General features: G+C 29.0%; 17 protein-coding genes, 1 tRNA gene and 1 CRISPR repeat array. Of the genes, 17 read left to right on the top strand and 1 reads right to left on the bottom strand.

Annotation, left to right across the window (positions count from 1 at the left end; all coding sequences use genetic code 11):
• A CRISPR array of direct repeats spans positions 1 to 556; the repeat unit is 30 nt; unit sequence GTATAAATTTGATCCTATGGATTTTGAAAC.
• Between the two features lie 29 nt (positions 557 to 585).
• On the top strand, positions 586 to 870 hold the full coding sequence (locus tag O6B72_RS03495; protein ID WP_269492229.1) for a hypothetical protein: 285 nt from the start codon (positions 586 to 588) through the stop codon (positions 868 to 870).
• A 280-nt stretch (positions 871 to 1,150) separates the two neighbouring features.
• Here O6B72_RS03495 and O6B72_RS03490 read toward each other — a convergent pair whose 3' ends face one another.
• Complete coding sequence (locus O6B72_RS03490) at positions 1,151 to 1,666, bottom strand: hypothetical protein (protein ID WP_269492228.1); 516 nt, start codon at positions 1,664 to 1,666, stop codon at positions 1,151 to 1,153.
• A gap of 162 nt (positions 1,667 to 1,828) precedes the next feature.
• Here O6B72_RS03490 and thiM point away from each other — a divergent pair, with 162 nt between their 5' ends.
• From thiM to O6B72_RS03410, 16 genes are all read left to right on the top strand, one after another.
• Entirely contained in the window at positions 1,829 to 2,662 is an 834-nt protein-coding gene (gene thiM / locus O6B72_RS03485) for a hydroxyethylthiazole kinase (protein ID WP_269492227.1), read from the top strand.
• Positions 2,659 to 3,345, top strand: a complete 687-nt coding sequence (locus tag O6B72_RS03480; RefSeq protein ID WP_269492226.1) for an MlaA family lipoprotein — start codon at positions 2,659 to 2,661, stop codon at positions 3,343 to 3,345. The genes thiM and O6B72_RS03480 overlap by 4 nt, the downstream gene beginning before the upstream one ends.
• A 105-nt stretch (positions 3,346 to 3,450) precedes the next feature.
• Positions 3,451 to 3,548, top strand: a tRNA-Sec gene (locus tag O6B72_RS03475).
• A gap of 23 nt (positions 3,549 to 3,571) precedes the next feature.
• Positions 3,572 to 4,894: a diguanylate cyclase domain-containing protein gene (locus tag O6B72_RS03470; protein WP_269492225.1), complete on the top strand. Its 1,323-nt coding sequence runs from the start codon at positions 3,572 to 3,574 to the stop codon at positions 4,892 to 4,894.
• Between the two features lie 64 nt (positions 4,895 to 4,958).
• On the top strand, positions 4,959 to 5,813 hold the full coding sequence (locus O6B72_RS03465; protein WP_269492224.1) for an ATP phosphoribosyltransferase regulatory subunit: 855 nt from the start codon (positions 4,959 to 4,961) through the stop codon (positions 5,811 to 5,813).
• Between the two features lie 3 nt (positions 5,814 to 5,816).
• Positions 5,817 to 7,070 (top strand): adenylosuccinate synthase, encoded by a 1,254-nt coding sequence (locus tag O6B72_RS03460; protein WP_269492223.1) that lies wholly within the window; start codon positions 5,817 to 5,819, stop codon positions 7,068 to 7,070.
• A 12-nt stretch (positions 7,071 to 7,082) separates the two neighbouring features.
• On the top strand, positions 7,083 to 7,634 hold the full coding sequence (locus tag O6B72_RS03455; RefSeq protein ID WP_018713236.1) for a DUF507 family protein: 552 nt from the start codon (positions 7,083 to 7,085) through the stop codon (positions 7,632 to 7,634).
• A 36-nt stretch (positions 7,635 to 7,670) separates the two neighbouring features.
• Entirely contained in the window at positions 7,671 to 8,312 is a 642-nt protein-coding gene (locus O6B72_RS03450) for a sulfite exporter TauE/SafE family protein (protein ID WP_269492222.1), read from the top strand.
• A gap of 123 nt (positions 8,313 to 8,435) precedes the next feature.
• The gene (locus O6B72_RS03445; RefSeq protein WP_024962873.1) at positions 8,436 to 9,659 is read left to right on the top strand and encodes a PAS domain-containing sensor histidine kinase; all 1,224 of its coding nucleotides are present in this window, start codon (positions 8,436 to 8,438) and stop codon (positions 9,657 to 9,659) included.
• On the top strand, positions 9,656 to 10,327 hold the full coding sequence (locus O6B72_RS03440) for a response regulator transcription factor (RefSeq protein WP_024962874.1): 672 nt from the start codon (positions 9,656 to 9,658) through the stop codon (positions 10,325 to 10,327). Before O6B72_RS03445 ends, O6B72_RS03440 begins: the two co-directional genes overlap by 4 nt.
• A gap of 122 nt (positions 10,328 to 10,449) precedes the next feature.
• Complete coding sequence (ccoN, locus tag O6B72_RS03435; RefSeq protein ID WP_024962875.1) at positions 10,450 to 11,916, top strand: cytochrome-c oxidase, cbb3-type subunit I; 1,467 nt, start codon at positions 10,450 to 10,452, stop codon at positions 11,914 to 11,916.
• Positions 11,917 to 11,930: 14 nt separating this feature from the next.
• Entirely contained in the window at positions 11,931 to 12,596 is a 666-nt protein-coding gene (gene ccoO, locus O6B72_RS03430) for a cytochrome-c oxidase, cbb3-type subunit II (RefSeq protein WP_024962876.1), read from the top strand.
• Between the two features lie 9 nt (positions 12,597 to 12,605).
• On the top strand, positions 12,606 to 12,836 hold the full coding sequence (locus tag O6B72_RS03425; protein WP_016647321.1) for a cytochrome c oxidase, cbb3-type, CcoQ subunit: 231 nt from the start codon (positions 12,606 to 12,608) through the stop codon (positions 12,834 to 12,836).
• Entirely contained in the window at positions 12,833 to 13,696 is an 864-nt protein-coding gene (locus O6B72_RS03420; protein ID WP_269492221.1) for a c-type cytochrome, read from the top strand. The genes O6B72_RS03425 and O6B72_RS03420 overlap by 4 nt, the downstream gene beginning before the upstream one ends.
• A 10-nt stretch (positions 13,697 to 13,706) precedes the next feature.
• Positions 13,707 to 13,940, top strand: a complete 234-nt coding sequence (locus O6B72_RS03415) for a DUF4006 family protein (RefSeq protein WP_024962878.1) — start codon at positions 13,707 to 13,709, stop codon at positions 13,938 to 13,940.
• Positions 13,927 to 14,049: a hypothetical protein gene (locus O6B72_RS03410; protein ID WP_269492220.1), complete on the top strand. Its 123-nt coding sequence runs from the start codon at positions 13,927 to 13,929 to the stop codon at positions 14,047 to 14,049. The genes O6B72_RS03415 and O6B72_RS03410 overlap by 14 nt, the downstream gene beginning before the upstream one ends.
• Positions 14,050 to 14,055: the final 6 nt, after the last annotated feature.

Below are 14,055 nucleotides of genomic sequence, written 5' to 3'. Positions count from 1 at the left end.
GTATAAATTTGATCCTATGGATTTTGAAACTAAAGCATTGTCTTATAAGACACATTTAAATATTGGTATAAATTTGATCCTATGGATTTTGAAACAAAGATAATTTCTAATCAATAATCCTTAGTAATGGTATAAATTTGATCCTATGGATTTTGAAACTAAAGCATTGTCTTATAAGACACATTTAAATATTGGTATAAATTTGATCCTATGGATTTTGAAACAAAGATAATTTCTAATCAATAATCCTTAGTAATGGTATAAATTTGATCCTATGGATTTTGAAACTTTTGATAATGTAATAAGGTGTTTTACCATTAATTCTAGTATAAATTTGATCCTATGGATTTTGAAACATAAGTTAAAAAAGGACTAAAAAATGACAGATATATTAGTATAAATTTGATCCTATGGATTTTGAAACGATCGTTGTGAGTTACTTCGTGCATTTTCAAACTATGTATAAATTTGATCCTATGGATTTTGAAACAAATTTTTGAATGAAACAATTAGTGGTTCAAGTTTTGTATAAATTTGATCCTATGGATTTTGAAACTTAAGTAAATCATAATTAAAGGATAATAAATGAATTTTAAATATGTAGTTTTGCAAACTGAAAAAGAAGCTTTAAATTATTTAGAAAGCATAAAAGATAATTTAGCTGATGATATTTATAAAAAAGTAAAAGATAGAATAAAATTTAATTATTTAGATGATGATAAGAAAATGATAATTAAAAGTTTAAATGACTTTATAGTAGTTTTAGAACTTGCAAAACAAGGAAAAAATGAAGAAGCCGATGAAAAGGCTATGGAATTTGCAGTTGAAAATATGAATATTTGGTTAAAAGAAGAGGGAATTGCAAAATGAAAAAAATCTAGTATAAATTTGATCCCACTTATTTTCAAACTAAAAAACAAAATACTTGTAAGGCTAATTTATATATAAATATAAAAGTATCTAATTTCTATTTATCTGATAGATTTTGCAAGTTTTTAGAATAGTTTTTGATTGTAAAAATATATTTGACTAGCTTATGTTTTAGTAGTAAAACATAAGCCTAAGATCAATTATATGTTTTTAAAGATGCAATTCTTGAAATGTAGGCAACTTTAAGTTATATATTAATTAGAAATTAATTATAATTTTTTTATTTTTTAGGACAAATTGAGTTTGGCTGGATTCTTGTTTCATTTTGTTTTGTAATGATCATTAGAGCCTTGCCTGTTTGAAATTCGCACAATTTTCCTCCTTGAGTTGAAGTTTTTATTTTTCCATCAATACTGGTTTTATATGCGATCGTTACTCCATCAACTATTTTTTTATCTCCTACCATACTTCCAGCTACTGCTCCACCAGCAGCACCAGCTACACCGCCAGCTGTTGTTCCAGCCACGCTTCCACCACTTCCTACATTGTATCCCACAACTGCACCTGCGACTGCGCCAAGAACTCCGCCAGCTGTTTGAGCCAACCTTCTATTTTCGCTATTATCAACAGCTATTTTTGCAGGCGATATATGCACGATTTGAACATTTTGAGCATTTTGCTCTTGGTTAAGCTGCGAAGCATCATAAACATTTCCACCAACTGGATTTGATATTGTTGAACAACCACTCATAAATATTGCACCAATTATGCTAGCTGAAATAATATATCTTTTCATAAAAAATCCTTTATATATAAATTTTTTCTTTACTATATAAAAATAGAAGCAATTATCATTTAATATTTTATAAATACTATTAAATTCGCCTATTTTAAACAAATAAAGCTAAAATTAACTGCTTTTTGATAAAATATCATAATTTTAATATAAAGAAAAAATATGGAAAATGAAGAGATAAAGACTTATTTAAACAATTTAAAACAAAAAAACCCTTTGATTCACTGCATAACAAATTATGTAACAGTAAATGATGTCGCAAATTCACTCATTGCAATTGGTGCAAGTCCTGTTATGGCCGATGAGCCAAGCGAAAGTGGTGAAATAACTGCTATTTCAAATGGACTTTTAATAAATTTAGGAACTTTAAATTTAAATACTATAAAAGCTATGCAAAATTCTATAAAAATGGCAAATTCTTTAAATTTACCGGTAGTTTTAGATCTTGTTGGGGTTGGAGCAAGCACTCTTAGAAACGAAACTGCCATAAATTTTTTAAAAGAGTATAAATTTAGCATTATAAAAGGAAATATTTCAGAAATTAAGTTTTTAAATGGTGAAAAAAGTATAGCAAAAGGCGTTGATGCTAGCTTAAAAGATTTAAATGATGATATTTTAAATAGAGTAAATTTAGCAAAAGAACTTAGTATAAAAACAGATGCAGCTATTGTCATAACTGGCAAAATAGATATTGTTGCTTTTAAAAATGAGGCTTATTTATTAAAAAATGGAAGCTCTTTAATGGGTAAATTTTCAGGAAGTGGGTGTATTTTAGGAGGAATTTGCACAGCCTTTTTAGCCTCAAATACAGATCCTTTAAAATCCGCTATTATGGGAGTTTTAGCTGAATGCATAGCAGGAGAGTTAGTAAGAGGAAAAAATGTTTTAAGCGATATGGGAAGTATGAAATTTAAAAATGGTTTAATTGATGAAATTTATCTTATTGATGATAAAAAAATACAAGATTTAGCAAAAATTGAAAAGGTTATGAAATGAGAACTTTAGCTATTTTTATTATTACTTTAAGTATTAGCTTTTCAAATGCAAATAGTGAGTTTGAAAACAAAGCTAATGATGAAATTTATGATCCATTAATTGGATATAACCGCGTTATGACATCTATAAATTCAGCATTTTATAACTATATCATGTATCCTGTAAGCTACACATACGATTATGTGATGCCGGATCCAATTCAAGGAGCTTTTAGTAATTTTTTTGGTAATTTAATGTATCCAATAAGACTTGTTAATAATCTTTTACAAGCAAAATTTCAAAACTCATGGAATGAAACAAAACGTTTTTTAATAAATACAACCGTTGGATTTGCTGGTTTTAGCGATGCTGCTACAATGCATTTTGACATGCCTAAACATAATGAAGATTTTGGGCAAACTCTTGGAGTTTGGGGTTTTGCAGATGGATTTTATATAGTTTGGCCAATACTTGGACCATCAAGTTTAAGAGATAGTTTTGGGCTTGTTGGGGATTATTTTACAAATCCTATAAGCTATGTAAATGATGATGCTAAGAGACTTTACATAAACATAGGAAAAGAGGTAAATCAAGAGTCTTTAGATCCTGGGGCTAAAAAACGAGCGCTTGAGGGAAAAGATGATCCATATATTTTTATAAGAGATAGCTATTTTAAAAAAAGAAAATTTGAAATTTTAGAATGATATTTAAATGTAATTTTAGTATTTATTTGAAATTTATTTTTAATAAGAATTGTTTCTTTAAAATTTATAAAAATTTAACTCTAAATTTTGTATAATACGACCTTTGGAGAGTAAAACGATCTGGCGGCGTTCGCGGACTTCAAATCCGATGGCGGAGCAGTTGACTGTTTCGTGGGAGGTTCGATTCCTTCACTCTCTCGCCAATTATAATTATCACGGATTTTATATGAACAAACAGCAAGTTACTATTTCATCATTATTATTTTTAATTTTTATTTTAGCAACATTTTTAACTTTAAATTTTGCAAAAGATAAGCTAAAGTTAGAAGCTACGCTCTTAGAAAATGATGAAAATTTCAAAACACAAAGTAATTTGGAGTATATAATTTTTGATAGTGAATATAAAATCATAGAACAGTTTAGTCCAAATTTAGGTAATTTAAATGAAATTTATAGAAATTTAAAATTCGAAAAAATTAATTTTAAACAAAATAAAAAGACAAAAAAATTTGAGTTTTTTTATATTACTAAAAATAATGGTTTAATAATTATTGTTTATAAAAGTTTTTTTGAAATTTTTAATAAATGGATTTTTTGCATATATTTTTTACTTTTGTCTACCGCTTTTTTGTTTTTAAAATTTAGTCGTAAAAAAAACGAAAATATGAAAGAAATTCTACTTAAAAATATATTTGAAAATTCCTTTGAGGCTATTTTTTTAACTGATAAAAATGGTTTTATAAAAAATGTAAATGATGTTTTTTTAAAAGCTACTGGTTATCAAAAAGACCAAATTTTAGGAAGTAAGTATATTCTTTTTAATGAAACTAGATCTTCAAGAAGTGCAGAAAAGGAGATGAATAGTGATCTTTTAAAAAAAGGTTTTTGGAGTGGAGAACTTGATATTATAAATAAATATAGAGAAAAGGTTCCAACTATTTTAAAAGTTAAGTTCTTGAAAAATCAAAATTTATATCTTGGTATGTTTTTTGAAACATCAGCTTTTAAAGAAAAACAAGATCACTTAGAGCAAATGGCGTTATATGATCAACTTACAAATTTGCCAAATAAATTTTATTTTGAGAGACTTTTGGTAAAGGCTATAAAAGATACACAAAAAGCTTATAAGAAAAGTCTTGCTGTGTTATTTATAGATTTTGATGGATTTAAAAATATAAATGATACTTATGGACATAAAGTTGGTGATATATTTTTACAAAAAGCAGCTGATGAGATGAAAACAGCGATAAAAGATGGAGATGTTTTAGCAAGATTTGGTGGTGATGAGTTTGGTGTGATAGTTAAAAATTTGAAAGATGAAAAAGAGATAATTTTTGATATAAAAAGGTTTTTAAGACAAACAAGTGTAAAATTTAAAATAGGCGATCATATTATAAAAACAAGTATTAGCATTGGGGTTTCATTTTATCCACAAGATGAAGAAATAGGTTTTTTTGAACTTATCAGGCAAGCTGATAGTGCGATGTATGTTGCAAAAAAGGACAAATTTTTAAAATATCACATATATAGTTCTAATTCAGTTATATAATTTAAATTTAAATAAGGAAATTTTAGATATCCTTATGTTTTAAGTTAGTGAAAAAGGAAGTGTTATGGATAGGGCTGATTTAGACCACGAAATACCAAATGGCTCAAGGCTTTATTTTGGAGAACTTGCAAAAACAAAAAGGGAATTTGAGAGTTTTGCTGCTAGTGTTTTTATTAAATATGGATTTGATGAGATTGTAACTCCATATTTTTCGTATCATCAGCACTTAAGCGTTCCGAACGAGCAAATTTTAAAATTTCAAGATAAGATAAATCATACCATATCCCTAAGAGCTGATAGCACAGTTGATGTTGTTAGGATAATTTTAAGGAGAATAAAAGATAAAAATTTAAATAAAATTTTTTACATTCAACCAGTTTTTAAATATCCAAGTTTAGAATTTTATCAAATAGGCGCTGAAATGATAGGGAAAAGGGATTTAAAACTTGCACTTGAAATTTGCTCAATAGTTTTAGATCATTTTAAAATAAATTCAACTATTCAAATCAGCAATATAGAAATTCCTCGTATAATTTGCAAGCTTTTAAATATTGAAATAGAGGAGTTTGAAAAAGGCAATGGAACTTTATTTTTAGGCTCAGATAAAAAATGGCTAAGAGAACTTTCTAGAATAACTTCTTTAAGTGATTTAAAAAATGTCAAAAATAATATTCCAAATGAGCTTAAAGACCCACTTGAAAAAATGGAAGATTTATCTTGTAATTCAACTCATAAAAATATAAAACTAGCACCATTATATTATTCAAAAATGCGTTATTATGATAGTTTATTTTTTAGATTTTTAGGTGGAAATTCCATCTTTTGCAGCGGTGGGGATTATGAAATAGATAGTCTTAAATCTAGTGGTTTTGCTATAATGAGCGATCAAGTAATACAAAATTTATCAAAAAAGGATTAAAAAATGAGCAAAGTTGATTTAATAGTTGGAAGTCAATGGGGTGATGAAGGAAAAGGTAAAATTGTTGATATGCTTTCAAAGGAGTATGATTATGTTTGCAGAAGTGCTGGCGGGCACAATGCTGGTCATACTATTTGGGTTGATGGTGTTAAATATGCACTTCACCTTGTTCCAAGTGGAATTTTGCATAAAAATATTATAAATATTATTGGAAACGGTGTTGTTGTAAATCCTGATGTTTTGATACAAGAGCTTTCAAATTTTAAAGATTTAGAAGGTAGATTTTATATAAGTGATAAAGCACATTTAAATTTGGAATATCACGCTTTAATGGATCAAGCAAGCGAAAAACAAAAAGGTGATAAAGCCATAGGTACCACTGGAAAAGGTATTGGGCCAAGCTATGCTGATAAGATAAGCAGAAATGGTCATAGAGTAATTGAGCTATTAGAGCCTGAAAAATTATGTGAAAGTCTAATGCAGACTTTTAAAGATAAGAAATATATTTTTGAAATTTTGGATATCAAAACACCTACCAAAGATGAGATTTTAGAAAAACTAAATGAGTATAAAAGAGTTTTATCTCCATTTATTGCAAATACTACAAAAATGGTTTGGGATGCACTTGCAAACAATAAAAAGATTCTTTTAGAAGGTGCGCAAGGAACAATGCTTGACATTGATCATGGAACCTATCCTTATGTAACAAGCTCAAATACAATTTCAGCAGGAGCATGCACTGGAGTTGGATTAAATCCAAAAGACATAGGAAATGTTATAGGAATATTAAAAGCATATAGCACAAGAGTTGGAAACGGTCCTTTTATAAGTGAGGATTTTGGAAAAGATGGTGATACAATGTGTGAGGTAGGCAAAGAATACGGCACAACAACAGGAAGAAAAAGAAGATGTGGTTGGCTTGATTTGGTAGCTGTAAAATATGCTGTAAGACTAAATGGCATTAATACATTTGCACTTATGAAGCTTGATGTTTTGGATGGATTTGAAAAAATTAAAATTTGTACAAAATATGAACTTCCTAATGGAAAAAAAATTGATTATTTTCCAACAGATTTAAAAGATGTAAAACCTATTTATGAAGAGTTTGATGGTTGGGATAGTGTTGTTGGAATAAATAAATTTGAAGATTTGCCTAAGAATGCTAAAAAATATATTGAAAAAATAGAAAATGTAACAGGTGTAAAAGTTGGCTTTATCTCAACAAGTCCCGAAAGAGAAGATACAATAATAAGATAATTAGGAGTAAAAATGAAAATAAAATTTCCACACATTCCTTATGTGTCACGAAAAATCGGCATTGATATGTATAATTCGGGTTTTATAAAATTTAATCAAGGCATAGAAGGCGTTGTAAAAATTGCAGAAGAAGTCATAACAAATGATGCCTTAAAAGAAAAAGCTCTTGATGAAAAAACAGAAAATATTTTAGAAGAAAATAGTGAAGATATGCATATTATGCAGGTTGATAGAAGAAGTATGTTTTGGATGGTTAAAAAAAGACTTGCAGATGAGAGTGATTTTGTTTTAAAACATGATGATAGATACAATAAGCTTTCACATGAAATTTTAGAGCTTTCTTGGAAAAAAAACTATATTGATTATAGCGTTTCTGAAAATAGAGCCAGAAATATTATTTACTCATCTATTGAGGAGTATTTAAAAAATTTTGAAAAAATAGAGGATATTGTTGTTGAAAAGCTTGAAAATAGTTCCAAAAAATTAATTCCAGGAACTCCTGAATATGATTTGGCATTTGAAAAATATTATCAAGATGAGCTCAAAAAAAGAGGAATGTTCTAGTTTTTAATGGATTTATTAAATCTAATTTTTTACATTGTGCCCACAGCTTTTTTGCTTAGCTTTGGGCATTGTGCTGGAATGTGTGGTGGATTTGTTCTAGCCTATAGCGTGAGACTTAATAATTTAAGTAGGTTTAAAGCTTTTGTTTATTCTTTAAGCTACCATCTTTTTAGGACATTTGCTTATATTTTACTTGGTGTAATTGCTGGATATTTTAGCTCTATTTTCGCAATAAGTTCAAAACTTATGGGCTATATTCATTTTTTTATAGGTATTTTTTTAGTTATTTTAGGTATTGGGTTTATAAAAAGAGGTGAAATTTTAAAATTTATAGAAAATGATAAAATATGGAAAAAACTATTTAAAAAGCCAATGCTAATTGCTAGCAACATGCACTCTTTATTTGGCTTAATGTTGCTTGGTTTTTTAAATGGATTTTTGCCATGTGGGGTTGTTTATACATTTTTATCTATGGCAATTTTATCAAAAAGTATTTTAGTAGGAGCTTTTATAATGGGAATTTTTGGTCTATCTACAATTCCTATTATGTTAATTATTTCTTCTTTATCAAATTTAATAAATTTAAAATTTAAAAAAATAGCTCTTAATATTTCGGCCTTTATTATAATTTTATTTGGAATATATAATTCATATATTGGTTTTTTGGCTACAAATTAACCAAATTAATAACATATATAAATTTTTTTAAAAAAAATAATAACATTTTAAGTTATTATTAATAGTAATGTTAGTAAGATTTTAGTTGTAGTTTTATAATGCATGAGGAAAATTTTAAATACAATGGATAGAAATCAAAGTCGCTTAATACAGTATCAAAATGCAATAGATGCTAGTAACATTGTATCCAAAACTGATATTTATGGATACATAACTTTTGTAAATGACGAGTTTTGCAATATAAGTAAATACTCAAGAGATGAATTAATTGGCCAAAATCATAATATTGTTCGTCATCCAGATGTTAGTCCAGAAGTATTTAAAAGGCTTTGGAAGACAATTTTGGCAAAAAAAGTTTATAAAGGCATTATAAAAAATTTAGCAAAAGATGGCTCCGTTTTTTATCTAAATGCAACCATTATTCCAATTTTGGATGAAAATGGAAATATTGAAGAATTTGTTGCTATTCGTCATGACGTTACAGAGGTAATTGAACTTAATGAAAGGCTTATGGCAACAAGAATTGAACTAAAAGAGTTAAATTTATCATTAGAAGAAAAAGTAAAAGAACAAACAAAAGAGCTTTTAGAGCTTAATAAAAGCTTAGAAAATAGAGTAAAAGAAGAAATTTTAAAAAATGAAGAAAAAAACCGTCTTCTTTCACAACAAGCAAGACTTATAAGTATGGGTGAAATGATAGGAAACATTGCTCACCAATGGCGTCAGCCGTTAAGTGAGCTCGGAATTGATCTGTTTAAGATGAAACAAAACCTAAAAGATGAAGAGAAATTTATCCATACTTATGAACATGCGAAAACTGTTATAAAAAATATGTCAAATACAATAGATGATTTTAGAAATTTTTTTAAATCAGATAAAGAAAAAGAGGAATTTAGCATAAAAGAGGCCATTGATAAGAGTCTTGGGATGCTCGAAGGCACTTTTAAAAAAGAGGGAATTTGTGTTGAAATTTTAAAAAATGAAGATGTTAAAATCTCTGGAATTAAAGCTGAGTTTTCTCAAGTAATCATTAATATTTTAACCAATGCAAAAGATGCTATGCAAAATTTAGATGCAAAAGACAAAATAATAAAAATAAAAATTTATAAAAATGATAAATTTGCTTTTGTTAGTATTTATAATAATGGTGAAAATATTAAAGATAGCATTATGGATAAGCTTTTCGATCCATATTTTACAACAAAACATAAAAGTGTAGGAACTGGCATAGGACTTTATATGTGTAAGATGATAATAACAAATATGAACGGAAATATATATGTTAAAAATTTAAAAAACGGAGTTGATTTTTGTATAGAAATACCACTAAAAAAGGAGAAAAAATGAGTGATTTAGGTAGTCTTAGAATTTTAATAGTTGAAGATGAAGATAGTATTAGAAAGTCTATGGCTGAGGCTCTAGATAGTCTTTTTGAAGAAATTATTTTGGCCAAAAATGGAGATGAAGGTGTGAAAAAATTTAAAAAACACAATCCACATATCGTAATAACTGATATAGCAATGCCTATAATGAACGGTCTTGATATGGCAAAAAATATTAAAGAAATTTCAAGCAATACTCCAATTATTGCATTAAGTGCCTTTAGTGATAAAGAAAAGCTTTTAAAAGCAATAGATGTAGGAATAGATAAATATTTAATAAAACCAATTGATATGGATGAGCTTTTAAAGGTTATTGAAGATATTGTAAGGCGAAAAATAGGGCTTTTGAATGATGTTAAATTTGGTGATGGTTTGGAGTTTAACCAAACCACAAAAGCTTTGTCTAAAAATGGGGTTGAAATTCCTTTAACAAAAAAAGAACTTGCTTTTGTTTCACTTTTAGTTGAAAGAATTGGCACTTTAGTTTTGCATGAAGATATTAAGCAAAATATCTGGGGAAGTGAAAATGTAAGCGATGCAGCCATTAGAACTTTTGTAAAAAGAGTAAGAGATAAGGTCGGAGCAAAAGTTATAAAAAATATTCCTGGACTTGGTTATAAAATAGAATTTTAACAAAAAATATAAAAAAGTTAGATTTTTTCTTTATATTTAAGAATAAATCTAGCTAAATAACAATATAATTACTTAGTTATGTTTAATTTATGTTTAACATACAATTTATATAGGAGGGTGCAATGCGACCTGGTGATGTATTAAATTACGATTACACAATTTCAAAGTGTTTTTTATTTACAACCATAATCTTTGGAATTGTAGGTATGCTTGTTGGAGTAATTATCTCTTTTCAGTTAGTGTATCCAGACTTAAACTACATAGCAGGAGAGTTTTCTAATTTTGGTAGACTTAGACCACTTCATACTAATGCAGTTGTTTATGGATTCATGCTTTCAGGTATTTTTTCAACCTGGTATTATGTAGGACAAAGAGTCTTAAAAGTATCAATGGCAGAATCAAAATTTCTTATGATGATTGGAAAACTTCATTTTATTTTATATGTTATTGTTATACTTTTAGCTGTTGTTACACTACTTGCAGGAATAACAAGCTCTAAAGAATATGCAGAGCTTCAATGGCCTATCGATATTTTGGTTGTTATCGTATGGGTTTTATGGGGAGTTAGTATTTTTGGACTTATTGGTATAAGAAGAGAAAAAACTCTTTATATTTCATTGTGGTATTATATAGCAACATTTTTAGGAATTGCTATGCTTTATTTGTTTAATAATATGGCTATTCCTACAAGACTTTTAACAGGTATGGGTGATTGGATGCATGCAGTTTCTATGTATGCTGGATCAAACGATGCTATGGTTCAATGGTGGTGGGGACACAATGCTGTTGCGTTTGTTTTTACAGTTGGAATTTTAGCTCAAGTTTATTACTTCTTGCCAAAAGAGAGTGGTCAAGCAGTTTTCTCATATAAATTATCACTATTTTCATTTTGGAGTTTAATGTTTGTTTATTTATGGGCTGGTGGTCACCACCTTATTTATTCAACTGTTCCTGATTGGATTCAAACATTAAGTTCAGTGTTTTCTGTTGTTTTAATTTTACCTTCTTGGGGTTCAGGTATTAATATACTTTTAACTATGAAAGGCGAGTGGAATCAATTAAGAGAAAATCCATTAATAAAATTTATGATTTTAGCAACAACATTCTACATGTTCTCAACACTTGAGGGACCAATTCTTTCTATTAAATCAGTTAATGCTTTAGCTCACTTTACAGATTGGATTCCAGGACACGTTCATGATGGAACACTTGGTTGGGTTGGCTTTATGACTGTTGGAGCTCTTTATCACATGGTTCCTAGAATGTTTAAAAAAGAGCTTTATTCAAAGTCATTAATGGAAGCACAATTTTGGATTCAAACAACAGGTCTTGTAATGTTCTTCTCATCTATGTGGATTGCAGGTATTACTCAAGGTATGATGTGGAGAGCAACAAATGAATTTGGAAGTTTAGCTTATACATTTATTGATACTGTTAATGCACTTAAACCATATTTCTGGATTAGAGCAGTTGGTGGATTTTTATATTTGTTAGGCTTTTTCATGTTTGCATATAATATGTTTAAAACATTTAGCTCAGGTAGAGTGCTTACAAAAGAACCACAAAGCACATCTCCAATGGCAGCTTAAAAAAGGAGGATAATATGTTTAGTTGGTTAGAAAAAAATCCATTCTTTTTTGCGGTTTTTCTATTTATAGTAATAGCCTACGCAGGTGTTGTGGAAATTTTACCAAGTTTTGCCGATAGTGCAAGACCTTTAAAGGATACTAAACCTTACAGTGTTTTAGAACTTTCAGGTCGTCAAATATACATAGCCAATAGCTGTAATGCATGTCACTCACAACTCATAAGACCGTTTAAATCAGAAACAGATAGATATGGTGCTTATTCAAAAAGTGGTGAGTATGCTTATGATAGACCATTTTTATGGGGATCAAAAAGAACAGGTCCTGATCTTTTAAGAGTTGGAAATTATAGAACAACAGATTGGCACGAACACCATATGAAAGATCCTTTATCTGTAGTTCCTGGATCAGTTATGCCTAATTATAAATATATGTTCAAGAAAAAAGCTGATATAGAAACAGCTTATGCTGAAGCTTTGACAGTTAAAAAGGCTTTCAATGTTCCTTATGATCAAGAAGGTATGCCAAAACTTGGTACTTGGGAAGAGGCACAAGCACTTGTTATGGAAGAGGCAAAAGTTGTAGTTGATCAAATGGAAGATGAAGAGGTTAAAAGTGCTTTTGAGCGTGGCGAAATTAAACAAATTGTAGCTCTTATAGCATATTTAAACAGCTTAAAATAAGGATAAAAGATGAGTATAGAAACTATGAGAACACTTCAAGCTTATGGATATGTCGTTTTAATAATATCCTTATGCATAGGGCTTTACGCTTATTTTTTCCATCTTAGAAGATCAGAAAAAACAGGTAGAAGAAACTATGAAAAATATGGAAATTTAGCCCTTAATGATAGCATTGATGATGAGATTATAGAGACTATTCCATCAAATGATAATGAATGCAAAAAAGGAGCTAAAAAATGAAATGGTTTAACTTAGAAGATAATGTAAATCTACTCTCTATAATAGCTGCTATTGTTTTGGTCATTGCAACTATTGCTATTGTTGGGCTTTATGTTCGCAAGATGAAAACAGAAAAAAGTGGTGGAGAGTTAAAGGAAGGCGTTGAGTATGATGGCATAAAGGAATATAAAAATTCTTTACCAATAGGCTGGGCTGTTACTTATATTTTAATGCTAGTTTGGGCTATATGGTACTTTTTATTTGGATATCCGTTAAATTCATATTCTCAAATTGGTGCTTATAATGAGGAAGTAAAGGCATATAATCAAAAATTTGAACAAACTTTTTCAAGTCCTGATAAAGATACTTTACTTGCTATGGGAAAAGGAATATTTTTGGTTGAGTGTTCAGCATGTCATGGAATTACAGGAAATGGAATGAATGGCAAAGCTACTGACCTTTCTGTTTGGGGTTCTGAAGCTGGAATTTTAGAAGCTATTAAAGCTGGTTCAAAAGGACTTGATTATCCTTTAGGGGAAATGAATGCAGACAATGTAACAGGAGATGATGCTATTTCTGTAGCTGCATTTGTGTCTAAAGATATATCAGCTATAAGTAGTACTAAAAATCCAAATCATGTAGCTCAGGGAATGGAAAACTGGATGGTTTGTGCCGCATGTCATGGTGAAGATGGCAAGGGAATGGATGGTATGTCACCTGATCTTACAAAATACGGCTCAGCTGATTTTGTAGTTGATGTATTAAATAGAGGAAAACTTGGCTTTATAGGTAAAATGCCTGCGTTTAATGATGGAAGACTAACCGATATCCAAAAAAGAGCAGTTGGTGAGTATGTAATATCATTATCAAAAGAGAATTAGGAGAGAAGTTATGGAAAATGAAAACAGAAATAGAAGTGTTTTTAGCATTCACGGAGTTACAGGGATGCTTATAGCAACAGTATTGCTTATCTCTATTCTTGTGGTTTTGACTATACTTGGTTTAAAAACACAACAACAAGTTGCAAAAGAACCTTATGTCTTAAAAGATGTAAGTAGCGTCCCAATGAAGGCAAACATGAAGATCGCAGATGATGTTATGGAGGTTAAAAATGTCACAAAGTAACAATGGCTCATCAAAACTTTTTGAAATTATAATTTTAATAGGGCTTGTAATAACAGCTATAATTAGTGCTTGGGCGGTTCTAACTCCTAATAATCTTTTTATTGGGTAAGGATAA

Source organism: Campylobacter ureolyticus, assembly GCF_027277485.1.
Taxonomy (GTDB): Bacteria; Campylobacterota; Campylobacteria; order Campylobacterales; family Campylobacteraceae; genus Campylobacter_B; species Campylobacter_B ureolyticus_B.
This window is presented reverse-complemented; position numbering and strand designations above follow the sequence as displayed.

What these genes read in the sequence shown, in the direction of transcription:
- O6B72_RS03495 (WP_269492229.1), top strand. Translation starts at nt 586, where the DNA reads ATGAATTTTAAATATGTAGTTTTGCAAACTGAAAAAGAAGCTTTAAAT.
- O6B72_RS03490 (WP_269492228.1), bottom strand. Translation starts at nt 1,666, where the DNA reads ATGAAAAGATATATTATTTCAGCTAGCATAATTGGTGCAATATTTATG.
- thiM (WP_269492227.1), top strand. Translation starts at nt 1,829, where the DNA reads ATGGAAAATGAAGAGATAAAGACTTATTTAAACAATTTAAAACAAAAA.
- O6B72_RS03480 (WP_269492226.1), top strand. Translation starts at nt 2,659, where the DNA reads ATGAGAACTTTAGCTATTTTTATTATTACTTTAAGTATTAGCTTTTCA.
- O6B72_RS03470 (WP_269492225.1), top strand. Translation starts at nt 3,572, where the DNA reads ATGAACAAACAGCAAGTTACTATTTCATCATTATTATTTTTAATTTTT.
- O6B72_RS03465 (WP_269492224.1), top strand. Translation starts at nt 4,959, where the DNA reads ATGGATAGGGCTGATTTAGACCACGAAATACCAAATGGCTCAAGGCTT.
- O6B72_RS03460 (WP_269492223.1), top strand. Translation starts at nt 5,817, where the DNA reads ATGAGCAAAGTTGATTTAATAGTTGGAAGTCAATGGGGTGATGAAGGA.
- O6B72_RS03455 (WP_018713236.1), top strand. Translation starts at nt 7,083, where the DNA reads ATGAAAATAAAATTTCCACACATTCCTTATGTGTCACGAAAAATCGGC.
- O6B72_RS03445 (WP_024962873.1), top strand. Translation starts at nt 8,436, where the DNA reads ATGGATAGAAATCAAAGTCGCTTAATACAGTATCAAAATGCAATAGAT.
- O6B72_RS03440 (WP_024962874.1), top strand. Translation starts at nt 9,656, where the DNA reads ATGAGTGATTTAGGTAGTCTTAGAATTTTAATAGTTGAAGATGAAGAT.
- ccoN (WP_024962875.1), top strand. Translation starts at nt 10,450, where the DNA reads ATGCGACCTGGTGATGTATTAAATTACGATTACACAATTTCAAAGTGT.
- ccoO (WP_024962876.1), top strand. Translation starts at nt 11,931, where the DNA reads ATGTTTAGTTGGTTAGAAAAAAATCCATTCTTTTTTGCGGTTTTTCTA.
- O6B72_RS03425 (WP_016647321.1), top strand. Translation starts at nt 12,606, where the DNA reads ATGAGTATAGAAACTATGAGAACACTTCAAGCTTATGGATATGTCGTT.
- O6B72_RS03420 (WP_269492221.1), top strand. Translation starts at nt 12,833, where the DNA reads ATGAAATGGTTTAACTTAGAAGATAATGTAAATCTACTCTCTATAATA.
- O6B72_RS03415 (WP_024962878.1), top strand. Translation starts at nt 13,707, where the DNA reads ATGGAAAATGAAAACAGAAATAGAAGTGTTTTTAGCATTCACGGAGTT.
- O6B72_RS03410 (WP_269492220.1), top strand. Translation starts at nt 13,927, where the DNA reads ATGTCACAAAGTAACAATGGCTCATCAAAACTTTTTGAAATTATAATT.